This window comes from Streptomyces sp. Wb2n-11 (genome assembly GCF_001049855.1).
Taxonomy (GTDB): Bacteria; Actinomycetota; Actinomycetes; order Streptomycetales; family Streptomycetaceae; genus Streptomyces; species Streptomyces altiplanensis.
The window spans coordinates 3119468-3136217 of sequence record NZ_CVPB01000001.1 but is presented as its reverse complement, the minus strand read 5'-3'; the positions used below and the strand labels follow the sequence as shown (position 1 = coordinate 3136217).

Below are 16750 nucleotides of genomic sequence, written 5' to 3'. Positions count from 1 at the left end.
GGCGCGGTAGTGGGCCCGCCGCGTGCCGGGCGGAGGACTTTCGGGTGGTGGGCGGCAGGACCTTCGGTCCACGCGGGAGGAGGGGTGAAAACCTAGGTCGGCGGCCGGTTTGCGCCGGTCTGGCGTGCCTTTAAACCACCCTAAGCAGGTTTATTCCCAAGCTTCGGGAGGGTGATGGAGATGTCGTCAAGAGTCGAATAGTTGATAACGGTAATACGGTCATTAGTAGTAGATAGGCCGTTTTGGGTGTGGCGGGGGCGCGGGTTACCAATGTGAAGCCAGCCCGGCGGACTGCCGGGTTCACTCACTCCCGGAGGTCCCTCCCGTATGCCGAAGTTCGACATGTTCTCCCGAGCCCGCTCCTCGTCCGTCCGTACCCGTCGTAACGCCGTCGTGGCCGCCGGGCTCGGCGCGTCGATGATGCTCGGCACGGCGGGCGTGGCGTTCGCCGTCGAGGGGACCGCTGCCACTGCCGTCGAGAAGCAGGCCGAGGTTCAGGCCAAGGCGGCAGCCGGTGCGAAGAAGGCCGCCGCCGACGCGAAGAAGGCGGCGGCTGTGAAGAAGGCCGCCCAGGCGGCGGCGAAGAAGAAGGCGGCGGCCGAGAAGGCGGCCTCCTGGATGAAGCCGGTCCAGCACTACACGCTCAGCGCCACGTACGGCAAGGGCGGCAGCATGTGGGCCAGCAAGCACTCCGGGCAGGACTTCGCGGTGCCCGTCGGCACCGCCGTCGACGCCGTGCACGGCGGCACCGTCGTGAAGGCGGGCCCGAACGGTGCCGGTGACGGGCCGGCGTACGGCAACGCGATCGTGGTCAAGCACGACAACAACACGTACTCGCAGTACGCGCACCTGTCGAAGATCAACGTGTACCCCGGCCAGCAGGTCAAGACGGGTCAGCGCATAGCCCTCTCCGGCAACACCGGAAACTCCAGCGGCCCGCACCTGCACTTCGAGATCCGTACGACGCCGAACTACGGCACGGCGATCAACCCCGTGATGTTCCTCCGCTCGGAGGGCCTCAGCGTGTGACCCCCGGAGCCTGGCCGTGTGCCTGGCTCACCAGATCGATGGCGACCTCGAGAGCGGCCTTGCGCTTCTCCTCGGGGTCGCCTTCGGCGTCCCTGAGCGTGAACATCCCCGCGTGCATCGTGAAGAGCGCGCTGACGCAGCGGACCTGGTCGGTCAGCACCGCGTCCGGGTCCTTCACCAGCTCCAGCAGCACGAACATGCGCTCCTTGAACGTCTCGCCGATGCTCAGGTCGCGCATCGTCGCCTGGTTCTCGTGCATGAAGCGGAAGAGGGGGGCGGCGGCGGAGAGGGCCTTGCTGTAGCGGGTCAGGATCTCCTTCTTCGTCTCCAGGGTGCGCGGCTGCTCCTGCCCCCAGGCGACCAGCTCGTCCACGGGCCTGGTGAGGTCCTGGAAGAGGCTGACGATGATGTCTTCCTTGGTCTTGAAGTGGTAGTAGAGCGCCGCCTTCGTGACGTCGAGCCGCTCGGCGATCTCGCGCAGCGAGGTCTTCTCGTACCCCTGCTCGGCGAAGAGCTCCAGGGCGACGTCCTGGATGCGCTGGCGAGTGTTGCCTCTGGACACGCTGCTCTCCCAAGAAAACTTACTTGACGACCGGCTAGTTGAGGTCTACTTTCACCCAGTGTAGTCAACTTGCCGGGCGGCAAGTAAGTGGCGGTAGGCGGCACTGCGGGCGGTAATGCGGGCAGTGGACAGGGAGCAGGTACATGAGCGCGACCGCGGAACAGACGAAACCGGTGAAGGCGGAGCCCCAGCCGCGCAGTGTGCGGGTCGTGCTGCTCGCGCTGATGATCGCGATGCTGCTGGCCATGCTCGACAACATGATCATCGGCACCGCCATGCCGACCATCGTGGGCGAGCTCGGCGGCCTGGAGCACCTGTCCTGGGTGGTGACGGCGTACACCCTGGCCACCGCGGCCTCGACACCCGTCTGGGGCAAGCTCGGCGACCTGTACGGACGCAAGGGCGTCTTCCTCACCGCCATCGTCGTCTTCCTCCTCGGATCCGTGCTCAGCGGCATGGCCCAGGACATGGGCCAGCTGATCGGCTTCCGCGCCGTCCAGGGGCTCGGCGCCGGCGGTCTGATGGTCGGCGTCATGGCGATCATCGGCGACCTGATCCCGCCGCGCGAGCGCGGCAGGTACCAGGGCATGATGGCCGGCGTGATGGCGCTCGCCATGATCGGCGGGCCGCTCGTCGGCGGCACCATCACCGACCACCTGGGCTGGCGCTGGAGCTTCTACATCAACCTGCCGCTCGGCGCGATCGCGCTGGCGATGGTCACCGCCGTACTGCACCTGCCGAAGAAGGAGCGGTCGCAGGCGCGGATCGACTACCTCGGCGCGGGGCTGCTGACGGTCGGCATCACGGCGATCGTGCTGGTCACGACCTGGGGCGGTACGGAGTACGCCTGGTCCTCGGCCGTCATCATGGAGCTCATCGCCCTCGGTGTCGCCGCACTCGTCGGCTTCCTCTTCGTCGAGTCCAGGGCCGCCGAGCCGATCGTGCCGCTGCACATCTTCCGCAACCGCAACTTCACGCTGATGTCGGTGATCGGCTTCCTGACGGGCTTCGTGATGTTCGGCGCGGTGCTCTTCCTGCCGCTGTTCCAGCAGTCCGTCCAGGGCGCCTCGGCGACCAACTCCGGTCTGCTGTTGCTCCCGATGCTGATGTCGATGATGGTCGTCTCGCTGATCGCGGGCCGGATGACCACCAGCACCGGCAAGTACAGGATCTTCCCCATCGTGGGCGGCGCGCTGATGGTCGTCGGACTGCTGCTGCTCTCCCGGATGGACACGGACACGTCGCGGCTGACCTCGGGCGTCTACATGGCCGTACTGGGCGCCGGCATGGGCTTCCTGATGCAGATCACGATGCTCGTCGCGCAGAACAGCGTCGAGATGAAGGACATGGGCGTCGCGTCCTCCTCGGCGACCCTCTTCCGTACGCTCGGCAGCTCCTTCGGCGTCTCGGTCATGGGCGCGCTCTTCAACAGCCGGGTGCAGGACGCGATGACCGAGCGGGGCGGGGCGGCCGTCACCCGGCAGTCGGCTCAGCTGGACGCGGCGAGCCTGGCGAAACTGCCGGACCAGGTGCGGGAGGCGTACCAGTTCGCGGTGGCCTCCGGGACGCAGGCGGCGTTCCTGCTGGGCGGACTGGTCGCGGTGATCGGGTTCGCGGCGGCCTTCTTCGTGAAGGAGGTGCCGCTGCGGGGTGCGGGTCCGCAGCCGGCGCCGGCGGCCGACTGAGCGGCGGGAAAAGCTCCCCCGCGGTCCTGTGGGGCGTGTGGGACGTGGGACGGCCCCCGGTGTTCGCGCCGGGGGCCGTCCGCTGTCCGTGCCGCATGGCAGCATCGAGGACGTGGACACCACGGCCCCGGCCACCGCGCACCGCGCCGCGCCGCAGGAGCGCCCGTACGGCACGGAGTCGATCTTCCGGGACGACTCCGGGAACTGGTTCTCGTCTCACCCAGGCCCGGCAGGGCGGCCTCGGCATGGAGAAGGACTGGATCTGCTAGGACCGCCGGGGCCCGCCCGCTAGGGGCGGGTCCCGGCGTCCGGGAGCCGTACGACCGGGAAGCTGCCGGTGGCGGTCGGCGCGTGTTCCGGCAGCCACAGGACCGCGATCGCCCCGCCGTCCCGTTGCGCGTTGCGGAAGGTGAGGCGCGCCCCGAGGACGCGCGCCTGGCCGGCCGCGATCGTCAGGCCCAGGCCGTGCCCGCGCCCCGCCCGGTCGCTGCTGCCCGTACGGAACCGGCTCGGCCCCTCCTTGAGCAGCGCCTCCGGGAATCCGGGCCCGTGGTCGCGGACCCGGACGACCCGGCCCTCGACCGTGACCTCGAAGGGAGCCCTGCCGTGCTTGGCGGCGTTGCCGAGGAGGTTGACGAGGATGCGCTCCAGGCGGCGCGGATCGGTGTTCACCCACGACTCGTGCACCACCCGGACCACCGCGTCCGGGTCGAAGAGCGCGACCCGGCGGCCGACGAACTCGCCGAGCGCGATCTCCTGGAGTTCCGCCCGCTCCGCCGCGCTGTCGAGCCGCGCCACCTCCAGCACGTCCTCGACGAGCGTGCGCAGGGCCTGCGCCCGGTCCCGCACGAGCTCGGTCGGACGGCCGGGCGGCAGCAGCTCGGCCGCCGTGAGCAGGCCGGTGACCGGGGTGCGCAGTTCGTGGGCGATGTCCGCGGTGACGCGGCGCTCCGCTTCCAGCCGCTCCTGGAGGGCGTCGGTCATGGCGTCGACCGCGCGCGCGAGCTCGTCGGTCTCGTCGCGTACGACACCGCCGATGGCGTCCCGCACGCGTACCTCCGTGTTTCCCTGCGCGACCTTGCCCGCGGCGGCGGCCGCCTTGCGCAGGCGGCGGGAGAGCTGGCCGCCGATCAGCACGCCGAGCGCGCAGCCGCCGAAGACGACCGAGACCGAACCGATGACCAGGGCGCGGTCGAGGTCGTCCATGACGGTGGCGCTTCGGTCGGTGAACCGGGTGTGCAGCGACAGGACGTCCCCGTTGTGGAGGGGTGCGGCGGCCCACACGTCGGGCACGTCGTCGCGGCCCTCCGTGACGTAGGTGGCCCGGCGGCCGTTGGCCATGCTGGCCTTGAGCTCTTCGGGCAGGGCCGGATCGTTGAGCTTGGTGCCGAACCGGGGCTCGCGCGAGGACTCGTACCACCGCTGGGCGAACTGCAGGCGCTCGATCTGCACGTCACGGGCGTTGTCGAGCATCGAGACGCGGGCGGCGTTGTGCACGACGAGGCTGAGCGCGACGGCGATGAGCGCGCCGACGGCGGCGATCGCGATGCTGATCTTCCAGCGGACACCGGTGCGCAGGGCGGGGCGCGGAGCGGCCGGGGCGCCGCCCCGCGCACCGGCCCCCGGGCGCCGGACGGGCTGGAAACGCCGGCTCACGGCTTCAACTTGTAGCCGAAGCCGCGGACCGTCTCGATGCGGTCCTGGCCGATCTTGGTACGCAGGCGCTGCACGTGGACGTCCACCACCCGGGTGTCCCCGCCCCACCCGTAGTCCCAGACCCGCCCCAGCAGCTTGTCGCGCGACAGCACCGTGCCCGGCGCGGACGAGAACTCCAGCAGCAGCCGCATCTCCGTCGGCGTCAGCCCCACCGGCTCACCGCTCCTGCGGACCTCCATGCCCTCGGTGTCGACTTCCAGCTCACCGAAGACGAGCAGCCCGCCGTCCGGCCCCACGTCCCCGTCGGACGTACGGCGGTCCGGTCCGCCCGCGTGTCCGAAGCGGCGCAGCACCGCGCGGATCCGGGCCACCAGCACCGCCCCGTCGAAAGGCTTCGTCACGTAGTCGTCGGCCCCCGCCTCCAGGCCCAGTACGACGTCGATCGAGTCGGCCCGCGCCGACAGCATGATCACCGGCACCGTCGACTCGTCCCTGATGCGCCGGCACAGGCTCACGCCGTCCAGGCCGGGCACCATCACATCGAGCAGCGCGATGTCCGGCCGGTCGCTGCGGAAGGCCTCGAGGCCCGACAGCCCGTCGGGCATGGCGGTGACGGTGAAGCCGTCGCGCTCCAGCGCGAGCTGTGTCGCCTCGCGGATGACGTCGTCGTCCTCCACGAACAGGACATGGGTCTCGGCCATCGGCTGCTCTCTGCTCTCTCGGTCGTTCCCTCAGCCGTCCGACGGGCCGGTCGGAGCAGCCTCGGGTCCGACCGCGTCGCCGTCCCCGCCGACCGCACGGCTGAAGTCGTTGTGCACGTGGTCCTGCACGGTGAACCTGCTCCCGGACCAGCGGTACGTGATCACTTCTTCGCCGGACGGGTACGCCATCGGGTCGTTCTTCCCGTAGACCGGCTTGGTCAGCACCAGGTCGCCGCGGTCGATCTCCGCGTAGACCGCCGGGCTCTCGGCCGCGAAGACGTTCCTGTACGCGCCCTCGTCCTCGCGGTACACGTACGTCCCGATGCCCACGGCGTCCCCGCACGTCATCACGTTCACCACGACGTCGTTGGCGGTCCCGCCGGTCAGCTTCCCGTACGACGTGTCGACCGGGTACTCGTCCTTGACACACGGCTTCAGGTCCCGCTTCACCGTGGCGCTGACCTCCGGGTCCCCTTGGAGCAGCGCCACCGCGTCGACCCGCTTGGCGGCGGGCTGCGACGGCTCGCCCTCCGAGAGGGTGGCCCTGGCCACCGGGTCCGTACGCGCCGGACCCGCGTCCCGCGCGCCCGTCCCCCCGGCGTGGCACGACACCACGAACAGGCCGACGACGGCGGCACCGGCCATCGCCGTGCCGCCCGCCGCCAGTGAGGACCTGCTGCCCCTGCCTAGGCCGCGCAACGCTCCGTCTCCCGTTCGTCGCCCTGCTCCGCACGCTCCAGGGCGTGCGCGTCCAGTTCGCGGCTCTCCAGCTCCTGCCGGAGTCGGGCCAGTGCCCGGTGCAGCGTGCTCTTGACCGTACCCGCCGACATGCCCAGGGCCGCGGCGGTCTCCTCCGTGCTCATCTGCTCCCAGTGTCGCAGCACGACCACACTGCGCTGCTTGGGTGCCAGTACGCCGAGTATGTCCATCAGCAGGGCGCGGTCCGCATGCTGCTCGGTGCCGTCCTCGACGCTCGCGTCGGGCAGTTGCTCGGTCGGGACCTCTTCGAGCCGGCGGGCGCGCCACCACTCGGTCCGCGTGTTGATCATGACACGGCGCAGGTAGGCGTCGGCCAGCGACTTGTCCGCTATGCCGTCCCAGCGGCCGTACGTACGCGCCAGCGCGGTCTGGAGGAGGTCCTGGGCGTCCACCGGGTCGGGGACCAGACGCCTGGCACTGCGCAGCAGGGCGTCCTGCCGAGTGCGTACGTACTCTTCGAATTCGAGCACCTCGCCGTGCGCCATCAAGAACCGCCTCCGTCCCACTTGCCACCCCGTGACCTGCTTGCTTACGGCGATGACGCTACGGAGGCGTTGTCACGGCACTGTCCGGGGCAGCCGTCGGCAAACGCACGGCTACCCATCGGTCGTGTAACGGCGGACGTGCGACGGCGGCTGTGTACGGGCCGTGCCCGGGCGGCGCTGTGCTCAGGCGGCGGGGAGCCGGTAGAAGCCGTTCCCCAGGGGCTCCACGAGCCCGTCCGCGACCAGCCCGTCCAGCGCCCGCGCCCGCTGCACCGGTTCGTGCCACACCGCGTCGAGCGCGGCCTGCGGAACCGGCTCGTCCGCGTCCCTGAGCACGGCGAGGAGCTTGCCGCGCACCTGGCGGTCCGTACCGGCGTACGTCTGACCGCGCCGCGGCGGCCCGTCGTGCGCCGGCTTGCCCGCCAGCCGCCACGCGCACTGTCCGGAGACCGGGCAGACCCCGCAGTCCGGGCTCTTCGCGGTGCACACGAGCGCGCCGAGCTCCATCGAGGCCGCCGCCCACCGGGCCGCCCGCGCCTCCTCGTCGGGGAGGAGGGCGCGGGCGATCCTGCGCTCGGCGGCGGTGGTGGCGTTCGGCGGGTACTGGACGCCGGTGACCGTACGGGCGAAGACGCGGCGGACGTTCGTGTCGAGGACGGGATGGCGCTGCCCGTACGCGAAGGAGGCGACGGCCGCGGCCGTGTACTCGCCGACCCCGGGCAGGGCGAGGAGCTGGGCGTGGTCGCTCGGTACGTCGCCGTCGTGCCGGCCCGTCATCGCGACGGCCGCGCCGTGCAGCCGCAGCGCGCGGCGGGGGTAGCCGAGCCTGCCCCAGGCGCGGACCGCTTCGCCGGGGGCGTCGGCGGCCAGGTCGGCGGGGCACGGCCAGCGCCGCATCCACTGCTCGTACACCGGCAGGACACGGCTGACCGGCGTCTGCTGGAGCATGAACTCGCTGACCATCACACCCCAGGCGCCGGCTTCGGGCCGGCGCCAGGGCAGGTCGCGGGCGTTCGCGTCGAACCACGCGATGACGGGGGTGTGGAGGGCGGTGGCGGCGGTGGCGTTCGCGGGGGTCTCACTTGTGGCAGTCATGGCACCACCGATCCTGACACGTTTCGGCGCGTGATCCCGGCACGCCAGGACCTGACGATCGGCAGGGGCGCGGACGGCACGGCCGCTTGTAGCGTCGGCGGGATGCCGCCCGCCCGCTTCCGCATCCCTGGTCCCGTCCGCTTCCGCACCCTTCGTCCTGCCTGCTTCCGCCCCCTTCGTCCTGCCCGCCCCGCCCGTCGCCCCCCACGCTCCTTCCTCGCCGACGCCCTGCTCTGGGCGGCGCTCGCCGTGCCCGCGCTCGCCGTCGACCGGATGGGCCTGAACGAGCCGCGCCCGGGGTGGCAGGAAGCCGTCGGCCTCGTGGTGCTGGCCGCGGCCGCGTCGGTCTGGCGGACCCGGCCCGCGGTGGCGGCGGGCCTGGCCGCGGCGCTCGGCCTGGCCGTGTCGCGCTCGCTCCTCACCCTCTCGTACGGGCCCGCCCTCTCCCTCTTCTGCCTGCTGCTCGGACTCCGCGCGGCGCGGGTGCGCGGCGCGTCGCTTTTTTTCGGTGCGGTGGCCGCGGCGGGAACCGCGGTGATCGCCGTGCGCCGCGTCGACCCGGTCGTGGAGTGGCTGGTCCTGCTGGGGACGCTGCTGTTCGGGGCGGTCTTCCCGTGGCTGGCGGGCCGGTACTGGCGCCAGCGCCGCGAACTGGTCGTCGCCGGATGGAGCCGGGCCGCGCAGCTGGAGCGCGAACAGCGGATCGTGGCGGACCGGGCGCGGCTGCTGGAGCGGGCCAGGATCGCCCAGGACATGCACGACTCGCTGGGCCACGAGCTCAGCCTGATCGCCGTACGGGCGGGCGCGCTCCAGGTCGCGCCCGGTCTGGCCGCGCCGCACCGGGACGCGGCGCGGGAGCTGCGGGCCGCGGCGTCCGACGCGACGGACCGGCTCGGGGAGATCATCGGCGTACTGCGGGAGGGGGAGCCGCCGGCCGGGCCCCCGCTCGCTCCGGCGGGGGAGACGATCGAGGGCCTGGTGGCACGGGCGGCGGACTCCGGCCTTCCGGTGCGTCTGCTGTCGTCACCACCCGCTTCGGCGGTACGTCCGGCCCGGTCCGGGGTGCCGGAGCGCACGGCGTACCGCGTGGTCCGGGAAGCACTCACGAACGCGGCGAAGCACGCGCCGGGGGCGGCGGTGACGGTCGACGTCACCACGGCCCCGGGCAGTGGCGCGACGACGGTCACGGTCACGAACGGGCCCTCCCGGCGCCCTTCCGGCGAAGGCCCCCCGGGCACGGGCTCCGGCCTGCTGGGCCTGCGGGAGGGCGTGGCCCTGGCGGGCGGCGCGTTCAGCGCGGGCCCGCACGGCGACGGCTTCCGCGTGACGGCCGCGCTCCCGGGCCCCGGTGAGGCGCGGCCGCGCGGCGGCGCCGGGGCCGCAGCGGAGAGCCGCGCCCCCGAAGCCTTCCTGCTGGCACGGCGGCGGGCCCGGCGCCGCGCCGCCGTGTCGTTCGCCGTGGCGGGGAGCGCCGGAGCCGTACTGGTCGCGGGCGCCCTCGGCTGGTACGCGTACACCAGGTCCCACTCCGTCCTGGCCCCCGCCGACTACGCGAGCCTGCGCGTCGGGGAGAGTGAGGCCGCGGCCGCACGGGTCCTGCCGGACCGGTCCGTCACCGACCCGCCCGTCGAGCGCGCGCCCGCGCCGCCGCCCGGCGCCGACTGCCGCTACTACCGGGCGAGCCGCGAACTCTTCGTGGCGGTAGGGCATTTAAGGGTCTGCTTCGCGGACGGCCGTCTCGTGTCGAAGACGGTGGTGCCCACGCTGAGCACCACTCGGGAACACGCCGGAGAAGGGGAGAAGGAGTGAACGCGGTGATCCGTGTGGTGCTGGCGGACGACGAGACGATGATGCGGGCGGGGATACGGGCGATCCTCGCCGCGGACCCGGGGATCGAGGTCGTCGCGGAGGCCGCCGACGGCCACGAGGCCGTCGAACTGGTCCGCGCCCACCGACCCGACGTCGCCCTGTTCGACATCCGCATGCCGCGCCTCGACGGCCTCGCCGCCTGCGCGGAGGTGACCAGGGCCGTTCCGGGGACCGCCGTGGCGATCCTGACGACGTTCTCGGCGGACGCGTACATCGCCCGCGCGCTGTCCGGTGGCGCCACCGGATTCCTCCTCAAGTCCGGCGATCCGCACGAACTCGTCGCGGGTGTACGGGCGGTGGCCGAGGGCGCCGCCTTCCTCTCGCCGAAGGTGGCCCGCCATGTCATCGCGGAGCTCGGCGGCGAGAAGCTGGGCCGCGCCGCCGCCGCCCGCGCCCGCACCGAGCGGCTGACGCCCCGTGAGCGCGAGGTGCTCGCGCTGGTCGGCGCCGGGCTGTCCAACCCGGAGATCGCGGCACGGCTGCATCTCGTCGAGGGCACGGTCAAGGCATATGTGAGCGCTGTCCTGGAGCGGTTGGAGGTCAGGAACCGCGTCCAGGCGGCGATCGTCGCGTACGAGGCGGGGCTGACCGGCGGGGCGGAGGGCGCCGGCGCTACGGCCTGAGACCCCGACCCGGCCCCGGTCCCGGTCCCGCGAGCCAGGCCGCGAGGGCGAGCCGGCTCGTACGCATCGCCGTGACGACCGCCTGCGCGGGGCGCGCGAGGGTCCGGAGCGCGACCGCCGCCACCACCGCGCCGAGCAGCAGTCCCGCGACCACGTCATGCGGATAGTGCACACCGACGAAGACGCGCGAGAAGGCCATCAGCAGGGCCGTCGAGGCGGCGAGGGACGCGAGCCGCCGCCAGGCGACGGCGAGGCCGACCGCCGCCGCGCCCGCGATCGTCGCGTGGTTGCTGGGGAACGACCAGTCCCCGGACGGCGGGCACGGCACGAGCGAGGCCGCCGCGTTCGCGACGGCGCGGCACGGACGCTCCTCGTCGGCCACCGTCTTCAGCAGCTCGCTCGCCCCGTAGGCGGCGGCGGTCGCGAGCGGCGCGAGCACCGCCGGCGCGACGGCGCGCGCGTCCCCGTTCCGCGCGCGCCACCACGCCACGGCGAAGAGGAGGCCGAAGAGCAGGATGCCCGCCTCCGTCCAGACCTCGGCGAGGTGCCGGACCCAGGAAGGAGTGGTACGGGCGAAGGCGGTGACGCCTCGGTAGAGCTCGGTGCTGTCCATGGTCACAGACCGTATGAATCCTGGTGGCGCCGTGACATTGAGCGATCGTCAGGTGCCGTACCCCGACGAAAGGCAGGGGTTGGCGCGGCGGACCGAAATGATGATCGTGAAAAGTTGGGGTTGCAGGCGGCGGGTGGGGCAGGAGTTGGCTGCGATCTCTCGTACAGTTTGCGCCGTGGGATCTATGCGCAATCCAGTCGGGCCGCTTCCCTCCTCCATTTACTGGCGCCGGAGGGCAGTCGCGCTGTCCCTGATGGTGCTGCTCGTACTGCTGGCCCTATGGATTGTCATGTCCACCGGCGGCGAGGGCGACAAGGACGACAGGGCCCACAGCGGCGCCACGCCCGAGCCGACCACCACCATCACCCCCGGGCCGGACTCGTCGGGCCCCGCCATCAGTGAGGACCCGGGTGGCCGCGACGACACGGGCGGCTCCGGCTCCGGCGATGGCGGCAGCGGCAGCGGCAGCGGCGGCGGCGGCGGAGACGACGGTGGCGAAGACGGCGGTACGGACGCGGGCGGCGACGGCAGCGGTGGCGACGGCGCGGCCGACGGCGGCGGCGGTGACGGCGACAGCGACGGTTCCGGAGGCAGCAGCGGCAGCGGCAGCGGCAGCGCGGGAGCGGGCACCGGGGGCGTTGTCGGCGGCACCGGCGGCGGTCAGCGCGTACCGGCCGGCTCCAGCATTCCCGACTGCACCGCCGCGACCATCGAGTTGACCCTGCGCAGCTTCAAGAACGAGTACGAGGCGGGCGAGAAGCCCAAGTTCGAGCTGATCGTGGAGAACACCTCGGGCGCCGCCTGCAAGATGGACTTCGGACCGAAGGCCGCCGTGCTCACCATCACCGACGACGACAACGAGACGGTGTGGTCCTCCAAGCACTGCCCGCGGACCTCCGGCAGCCTGCTGCTCCGCGTCCCCGCGCACAGCACCGTCAAGCACACCGTCCAGTGGGACCTCAGCCAGAGCGCGCCGAAGTGCGCGACACCGCCCGCCACGTCCGTCGGCGACGGGACCTACCTGCTGGAGATGCCGGGCGCGAAGTCACCGGCCACGTTCACACTGAAGAAGGACTAGGGAAGGGCCCGGACCCGGGCGCGGGCCCGCCCGCCGGGGCCGGGCGCCGCCGCCCGGTTCAGACGTAGCGCTCCAGGATCGACGACTCGGCCAGCCTGGACAGGCCCTCACGCACCGAGCGCGCCCGCGCCTCGCCGACGCCGTCGACCGCCTGGAGGTCGTCGACGCTCGCGGCGAGCAGCTTCTGGAGGCCGCCGAAGTGCTCGACGAGCCGCTCGATGATCGCGCCGGGCAGCCGCGGGACCTTGGCGAGCAGCCGGTAGCCGCGCGGCGAGACCGCGGAGTCGAGCGTCTCCGGGGAGCCGCTGTAGCCCAGCGCCCGCGCCACGACGGGAAGTTCGAGCAGTTCGGTGTGGGACAGCGCGTCCAGCTCGGTCAGCGCTTCGTCGACCGTGCGGGAACGCTTCGCCGTCGGCTCCGGTACGTAGTCCCGGACGACCAGTTCGCGCTCCGGCTCGACGCCCGCGATCAACTCGTCGAGCTGGAGGGAGAGGAGGCGCCCGTCGGTGCCCAGTTCCACCACGTACTCGGCGATCTCGGTGGCGATGCGGCGCACCATCTCCAGGCGCTGCGCCACCGCCGTCACGTCGCGGACCGTCACCAGGTCCTCGATCTCCAGCGCGGACAGCGTGCCGGCGACCTCGTCGAGGCGGAGCTTGTAGCGCTCCAGGGTGGCCAGGGCCTGGTTGGCGCGGGACAGGATCGCCGCCGACTCCTCCAGGACCCGGCGCTCCCCGTCGACGTACAGCGCGATCAGGCGCATCGACTGCGAGACCGACACCACAGGGAAGTTGCACTGCTTGGAGACACGGTCCGCCGTGCGGTGGCGGGTGCCGGTCTCCTCGGTCGGGATGGACGCGTCCGGGACCAGCTGGACGCCGGCCCGCAGGATCTTGGTGATGTCCTTGTCGAGGATGAGCGCGCCGTCGAGCTTGCACAGCTCGCGCAGACGGGTCGCGGTGAACTCCACATCCAGCACGAAACCGCCGGTACACATCGATTCGACGGTTTTGTCCATGCCGAGGACGATGAGGCCGCCGGTGTTGCCGCGGAGGATGCGCTCCAGGCCGTCGCGCAGGCCCTTGCCGGGCGCGACAGCGCTCAGCGAGGCGCGCATCAGCGCTTCGGTGCCCGAGCCTGAGCCGGACTTTCCGGATGCTGCTGCCCGGTCGTTGGCTGCCACTGCACTCCTCCGGTCACGGGGTTGCGGTGCCCTGGAGGGCACTGAACTTCGCCTCGCGTGCTCGTACGGGTGGGCGAGACCAGGGCAAAGTCTACCGGCGCTGTTCCTCGCCTTGTGGGGCCTGTGCGCGAGAGCGGCGGGGAAGGACTCTGAGGGCGTCGCCCATGTCGGCGACCTCGGTGACCTTCATGCCGGCCGGGACCTTCCCCGGATCGGTCGGGACCAGGGCGTGCGTGAAGCCGAGACGGTGGGCCTCGGCGAGTCTGCGCTGCACGCCCGTGACCCTCCTGACCTCTCCCGCGAGGCCCACTTCGCCGATCGCGACCAGGTTCTTCGGCAGCGGGGTGTCGCTGGCCGCGCTGGCGAGCGCGAGGGCCACCGCGAGGTCGGCGGCCGGCTCGGAAAGCTTCACGCCACCCACCGTCGCGCTGTAGATGTCGCGCTTGCCGAGGGCGGTGATGCGGCCGCGCTGCTCCAGCACGGCGAGCATCATCGACACGCGTGAGGTCTCCAGGCCCGAGGTGGTGCGCCGGGGGGAGGGGATCTGCGAGTCGACGGTGAGCGCCTGCACCTCGGCGACGAGCGGGCGGCGCCCTTCGAGCGTGACGGTCAGGCACGTCCCCGGTACGGCCTCGGCACGCCGGGTGAGGAAGAGCCCCGAGGGGTCGGCGAGGCCGGTGATGCCTTCGTCGTGCAGCTCGAAACAGCCGACCTCGTCGGTCGCGCCGTACCGGTTCTTGACGCCCCGTACGAGCCGCAGGCGCGCGTGCCGGTCGCCCTCGAAGGACAGCACGACGTCGACGAGGTGCTCCAGCAGGCGCGGCCCCGCGATGGCGCCGTCCTTGGTGACGTGGCCGACCAGGAGCGTCGCCATGCCGCGCTCCTTGGAGGCCCGGATGAGCGCGCCCGCGACCTCGCGGACCTGGGCCATGCCGCCCGGTGCGCCGTCGATCTCGGGCGACGCGACCGTCTGGACCGAGTCGAGGACGAGAAGGGACGGCTTGACCGCGTCGAGGTGCCCGAGGACGGCCGACAGATCGGTCTCGGCGGTGAGGTAGAGGTGGTCGTTGAGCGCGCCGATCCGGTCGGCGCGCAGGCGCACCTGGCTCGCGGACTCCTCGGCGGTGACGTACAGCGTGCGGTGGTCCTCGCTCGCCGCCTTCGCCGCCACGTCCAGGAGCAGCGTCGACTTGCCGACGCCCGGCTCGCCCGCGAGCAGCACGACGGCGCCGGGGACGAGGCCGCCGCCCAGGACGCGGTCCAGCTCGTCGACGCCGGTGGAGCGGGCGGTGGCGGTGCGGCCGTCGACCTGGCCGATGGGGAGCGCGGCGGAACTCACCCGGCCGGCCGCGGTGGTCCGTACGGCGGGCGCGCCGGTTTCCTCGATCGTCCCCCATGCCTGGCATTCGGGGCAGCGGCCGAGCCACTTCGCGGTCGTCCAGCCGCATTCGGTGCAGCGGTAGGACGGCCGGTCCTTCGCGGATGAACGAGATGTACGGGCAGCCATGGTGGTGACCGTACAGGCTGGGTCCGACAGTCACGGAATTCCGAATTCCTGTCCCCTTTCGGGGGATCTGTTCACCCGTACGGGTTAAAACTGCTCAAGGGGTACGAAGAGCCCTGTCTCCTTTGCCTACGGTCGCCGGGTGACAAGCAGCAGGCTGGAACCCCCTACGCACATCACCGGCGCACACCGGGCGCACAGCCGTGCGCCCCGGCCCACGCCCGCGCAGGCCCCGCCCGCCCGGTACGAACCGTACGAGCCGTATCTCGACGGCCTGTTCACCTACTGCCTGTCCGTCCTCTGCGACCACGACGCGGCGACGGCGGTGCTCGGTGACGTACTGGCCGTCGCCGAGCGGCAGCACGGGCGCTGCCCGTCCCGCGAGCCGGAGCGCAGGGCCTGGCTGTACGCCCTGGCGCGGTGGGCCTGCCTGCGCAGGCTCGCGGAGCGGAAGCGGCGCAGGCAGGGGGCGCACAGCGGGCACCGCGCGCCGGACCCCGCCCCCGGGCAGGTGAGCGCCGAGGCGGACGAGACCGCCCTGCGCCGCCGGCGCGAGCTGGCCCTGCTGGCCTGGCCCGAGGCCGCGGGCACCACCCCCGAGCAGCGCGAGGCGCTGGAGCTCGCCGTGCGCCACGGCCTCGGCCCGCGCGAGGTCGCCTCCGTCCTGGGCATGGACTACCCCGCCGCCCGCGAACTGCTGGCCGCCGCGGCCTGCGAGGTGGAGCGCACCCGGGCCGCGCTCGCCGTCGTGGAGAACGGCGGCTGCCCGATCGTCTCCCGTCTGACCGGTGACAACCAGGTGCTGCTCGGCGCGGCCCTGTGCCGCGAGCTCGTCCGGCACGTCGACGACTGCCCGCGCTGCCGGCGCTCCGCCGAGCGGGCCGGAGCGGGCGGCCCGTGGCCGGGGACGGGCGCCGCGCCCGCCACGCTGCCACTCGTCGAGGCACCGCGGGCGGCCGCTTACGCGGCGGGGACGAGCGCACCCCGGACGCGCGGGGGCTCGCCGCGGTTCGGCCGCAACGGCTTCCCGCTGGACCCCAAGGACCACGCGGCGCGGCGCGACCGGCTGCGGACCAGGGCGGTCACGACGACGGTCGTCGCGACCGTCGTCGCCGCCCCCGTGTTCGCCCTCTGGGCGGCGTACCGGGGCGCGCCGCTCACCGGTGAGAGCCACGGCGCGTCGGTCAGCGCGAGCGAGGCGGACAACTCCGACGGGCTCGACGGCGACCCGTACGGCGGCCCCGGCGGCACGGGCAACGGCGCGTACGAGAACACGGGCAACGCGCGCACGACCCCCGACCCCCGCTTCACGGCGGGCAGCCGGTCGCCGGACGTGTCCGTCGAGGTCGTCAGCGGCGGTACGGCGAGGCCGGGCGGCCCGGGGTCCGGCGCGGACCGGCTGACGGTGGAGGCCAGGTCCGCGGGCAGCACGACCGTCGTCACCCTGCGGGCGGCGGGCGGCTCACCGGTGTCCTGGTCGGCGTGGACGAACGCGTCCTGGCTCTACCTGAGCCAGTCCTCGGGCACGCTCGCCCCTGGAGAAACGGTCACGCTGTACGTGTCCGTGGACCATGAGCGGGAGCCGGCGGGCCCGTGGCGCGCGCGCATCGGCGTGGACCCGACGGGCGCGGTCGTCGTGGTGCAGGGCCACGGCCGGACCGCGCCGGCGCCGTCGTCCCCGGATCCGACGCCACCGCCCCCGTCGCCGGACCCGACACCACCGCCCACGACCGCGTCCCCCACCCCCACGGCCCCGACGACGCCGCCGCCGGAGCCCACTCCGACGGACCCGACGACTCCGCCGCCGTCACCGGACCCGACCCCGACGGACGCGACCTCACCGGCGCCCTAGCGGCGGCCCCGGCCCCGGCACCCCGGGGCCGGACGCCCCGCGGGCGTCGTCCTCGG

15 protein-coding genes and 1 pseudogene are annotated in these 16750 nt (G+C 72.9%); 7 read left to right on the top strand and 9 right to left on the bottom strand.

Going from position 1 to position 16750, the window contains the following annotated elements; all coding sequences use genetic code 11:
- Positions 1–327 precede the first annotated feature (327 nt).
- Positions 328–1029: a M23 family metallopeptidase gene (locus tag BN1555_RS14170; RefSeq protein ID WP_255306030.1), complete on the top strand. Its 702-nt coding sequence runs from the start codon at positions 328–330 to the stop codon at positions 1027–1029.
- Here the strand turns inward: BN1555_RS14170 and BN1555_RS14165 are convergent.
- Positions 1019–1591 (bottom strand): TetR/AcrR family transcriptional regulator, encoded by a 573-nt coding sequence (locus BN1555_RS14165; RefSeq protein WP_093799719.1) that lies wholly within the window; start codon positions 1589–1591, stop codon positions 1019–1021. The genes BN1555_RS14170 and BN1555_RS14165 overlap by 11 nt on opposite strands.
- Before the next feature lie 143 nt (positions 1592–1734).
- Between BN1555_RS14165 and BN1555_RS14160 the strand changes: the two genes are divergently transcribed.
- The gene (locus tag BN1555_RS14160) at positions 1735–3276 is read left to right on the top strand and encodes an MDR family MFS transporter (RefSeq protein WP_093799718.1); all 1542 of its coding nucleotides are present in this window, start codon (positions 1735–1737) and stop codon (positions 3274–3276) included.
- Positions 3277–3427: 151 nt separating this feature from the next.
- Positions 3428–3545, top strand: a pseudogene (locus BN1555_RS40325) (VOC family protein); the annotation flags it as partial.
- Positions 3546–3564: 19 nt separating this feature from the next.
- Here BN1555_RS40325 and cseC read toward each other — a convergent pair.
- The 5 genes from cseC to BN1555_RS14130 form a co-directional block, all read right to left on the bottom strand.
- Positions 3565–4854: a two-component system sensor histidine kinase CseC gene (gene cseC / locus BN1555_RS14150; RefSeq protein ID WP_255306412.1), complete on the bottom strand. Its 1290-nt coding sequence runs from the start codon at positions 4852–4854 to the stop codon at positions 3565–3567.
- Between the two features lie 74 nt (positions 4855–4928).
- Positions 4929–5633: a two-component system response regulator CseB gene (gene cseB, locus BN1555_RS14145; protein ID WP_093799716.1), complete on the bottom strand. Its 705-nt coding sequence runs from the start codon at positions 5631–5633 to the stop codon at positions 4929–4931.
- 30 nt (positions 5634–5663) lie between these two features.
- Entirely contained in the window at positions 5664–6278 is a 615-nt protein-coding gene (locus BN1555_RS14140) for a hypothetical protein (RefSeq protein ID WP_255306411.1), read from the bottom strand.
- A gap of 41 nt (positions 6279–6319) precedes the next feature.
- Complete coding sequence (locus tag BN1555_RS14135) at positions 6320–6877, bottom strand: SigE family RNA polymerase sigma factor (RefSeq protein ID WP_093799715.1); 558 nt, start codon at positions 6875–6877, stop codon at positions 6320–6322.
- 183 nt (positions 6878–7060) lie between these two features.
- Positions 7061–7972 carry an HhH-GPD family protein gene (locus tag BN1555_RS14130; protein ID WP_093799714.1) on the bottom strand — a complete coding sequence of 304 codons (912 nt, stop codon included), beginning with the start codon at positions 7970–7972 and terminating at the stop codon, positions 7061–7063.
- Positions 7973–8002: 30 nt separating this feature from the next.
- Here BN1555_RS14130 and BN1555_RS14125 point away from each other — a divergent pair, with 30 nt between their 5' ends.
- Together BN1555_RS14125 and BN1555_RS14120 are read left to right on the top strand one after the other, a co-directional pair.
- Positions 8003–9781, top strand: coding sequence for a sensor histidine kinase (locus BN1555_RS14125; RefSeq protein ID WP_255306029.1), 1779 nt, complete (start codon positions 8003–8005; stop codon positions 9779–9781).
- A gap of 5 nt (positions 9782–9786) precedes the next feature.
- Positions 9787–10464: a response regulator transcription factor gene (locus BN1555_RS14120; RefSeq protein WP_093803390.1), complete on the top strand. Its 678-nt coding sequence runs from the start codon at positions 9787–9789 to the stop codon at positions 10462–10464.
- On the opposite strand, the gene BN1555_RS14115 is transcribed toward BN1555_RS14120, so the two are convergent.
- A complete protein-coding gene (locus tag BN1555_RS14115) occupies positions 10454–11077 on the bottom strand; it encodes a phosphatase PAP2 family protein (RefSeq protein ID WP_093803389.1) in 624 nt (207 codons plus the stop codon). The genes BN1555_RS14120 and BN1555_RS14115 overlap by 11 nt on opposite strands.
- Before the next feature lie 175 nt (positions 11078–11252).
- Between BN1555_RS14115 and BN1555_RS14110 the strand changes: the two genes are divergently transcribed.
- Complete coding sequence (locus BN1555_RS14110) at positions 11253–12155, top strand: hypothetical protein (RefSeq protein ID WP_093799713.1); 903 nt, start codon at positions 11253–11255, stop codon at positions 12153–12155.
- A 58-nt stretch (positions 12156–12213) separates the two neighbouring features.
- On the opposite strand, the gene disA is transcribed toward BN1555_RS14110, so the two are convergent.
- Entirely contained in the window at positions 12214–13338 is a 1125-nt protein-coding gene (gene disA, locus BN1555_RS14105) for a DNA integrity scanning diadenylate cyclase DisA (RefSeq protein WP_093799712.1), read from the bottom strand.
- A gap of 91 nt (positions 13339–13429) precedes the next feature.
- Positions 13430–14845, bottom strand: coding sequence for a DNA repair protein RadA (gene radA, locus BN1555_RS14100; protein ID WP_093799711.1), 1416 nt, complete (start codon positions 14843–14845; stop codon positions 13430–13432).
- Between the two features lie 139 nt (positions 14846–14984).
- On the opposite strand from radA, the gene BN1555_RS14095 reads away from it, so the two are divergent.
- Complete coding sequence (locus tag BN1555_RS14095) at positions 14985–16694, top strand: BACON domain-containing protein (RefSeq protein WP_093799710.1); 1710 nt, start codon at positions 14985–14987, stop codon at positions 16692–16694.
- Positions 16695–16750 lie beyond the last annotated feature (56 nt).

Bases quoted from the DNA above. Each gene is read 5' to 3' on its own strand.
- radA (WP_093799711.1), bottom strand. From the start codon at position 14,845: ATGGCTGCCCGTACATCTCGTTCATCCGCGAAGGACCGGCCGTCCTAC.
- BN1555_RS14115 (WP_093803389.1), bottom strand. From the start codon at position 11,077: ATGGACAGCACCGAGCTCTACCGAGGCGTCACCGCCTTCGCCCGTACC.
- BN1555_RS14135 (WP_093799715.1), bottom strand. From the start codon at position 6,877: ATGGCGCACGGCGAGGTGCTCGAATTCGAAGAGTACGTACGCACTCGG.
- BN1555_RS14160 (WP_093799718.1), top strand. From the start codon at position 1,735: ATGAGCGCGACCGCGGAACAGACGAAACCGGTGAAGGCGGAGCCCCAG.
- cseB (WP_093799716.1), bottom strand. From the start codon at position 5,633: ATGGCCGAGACCCATGTCCTGTTCGTGGAGGACGACGACGTCATCCGC.
- BN1555_RS14130 (WP_093799714.1), bottom strand. From the start codon at position 7,972: ATGACTGCCACAAGTGAGACCCCCGCGAACGCCACCGCCGCCACCGCC.
- BN1555_RS14140 (WP_255306411.1), bottom strand. From the start codon at position 6,278: ATGGCCGGTGCCGCCGTCGTCGGCCTGTTCGTGGTGTCGTGCCACGCC.
- BN1555_RS14170 (WP_255306030.1), top strand. From the start codon at position 328: ATGCCGAAGTTCGACATGTTCTCCCGAGCCCGCTCCTCGTCCGTCCGT.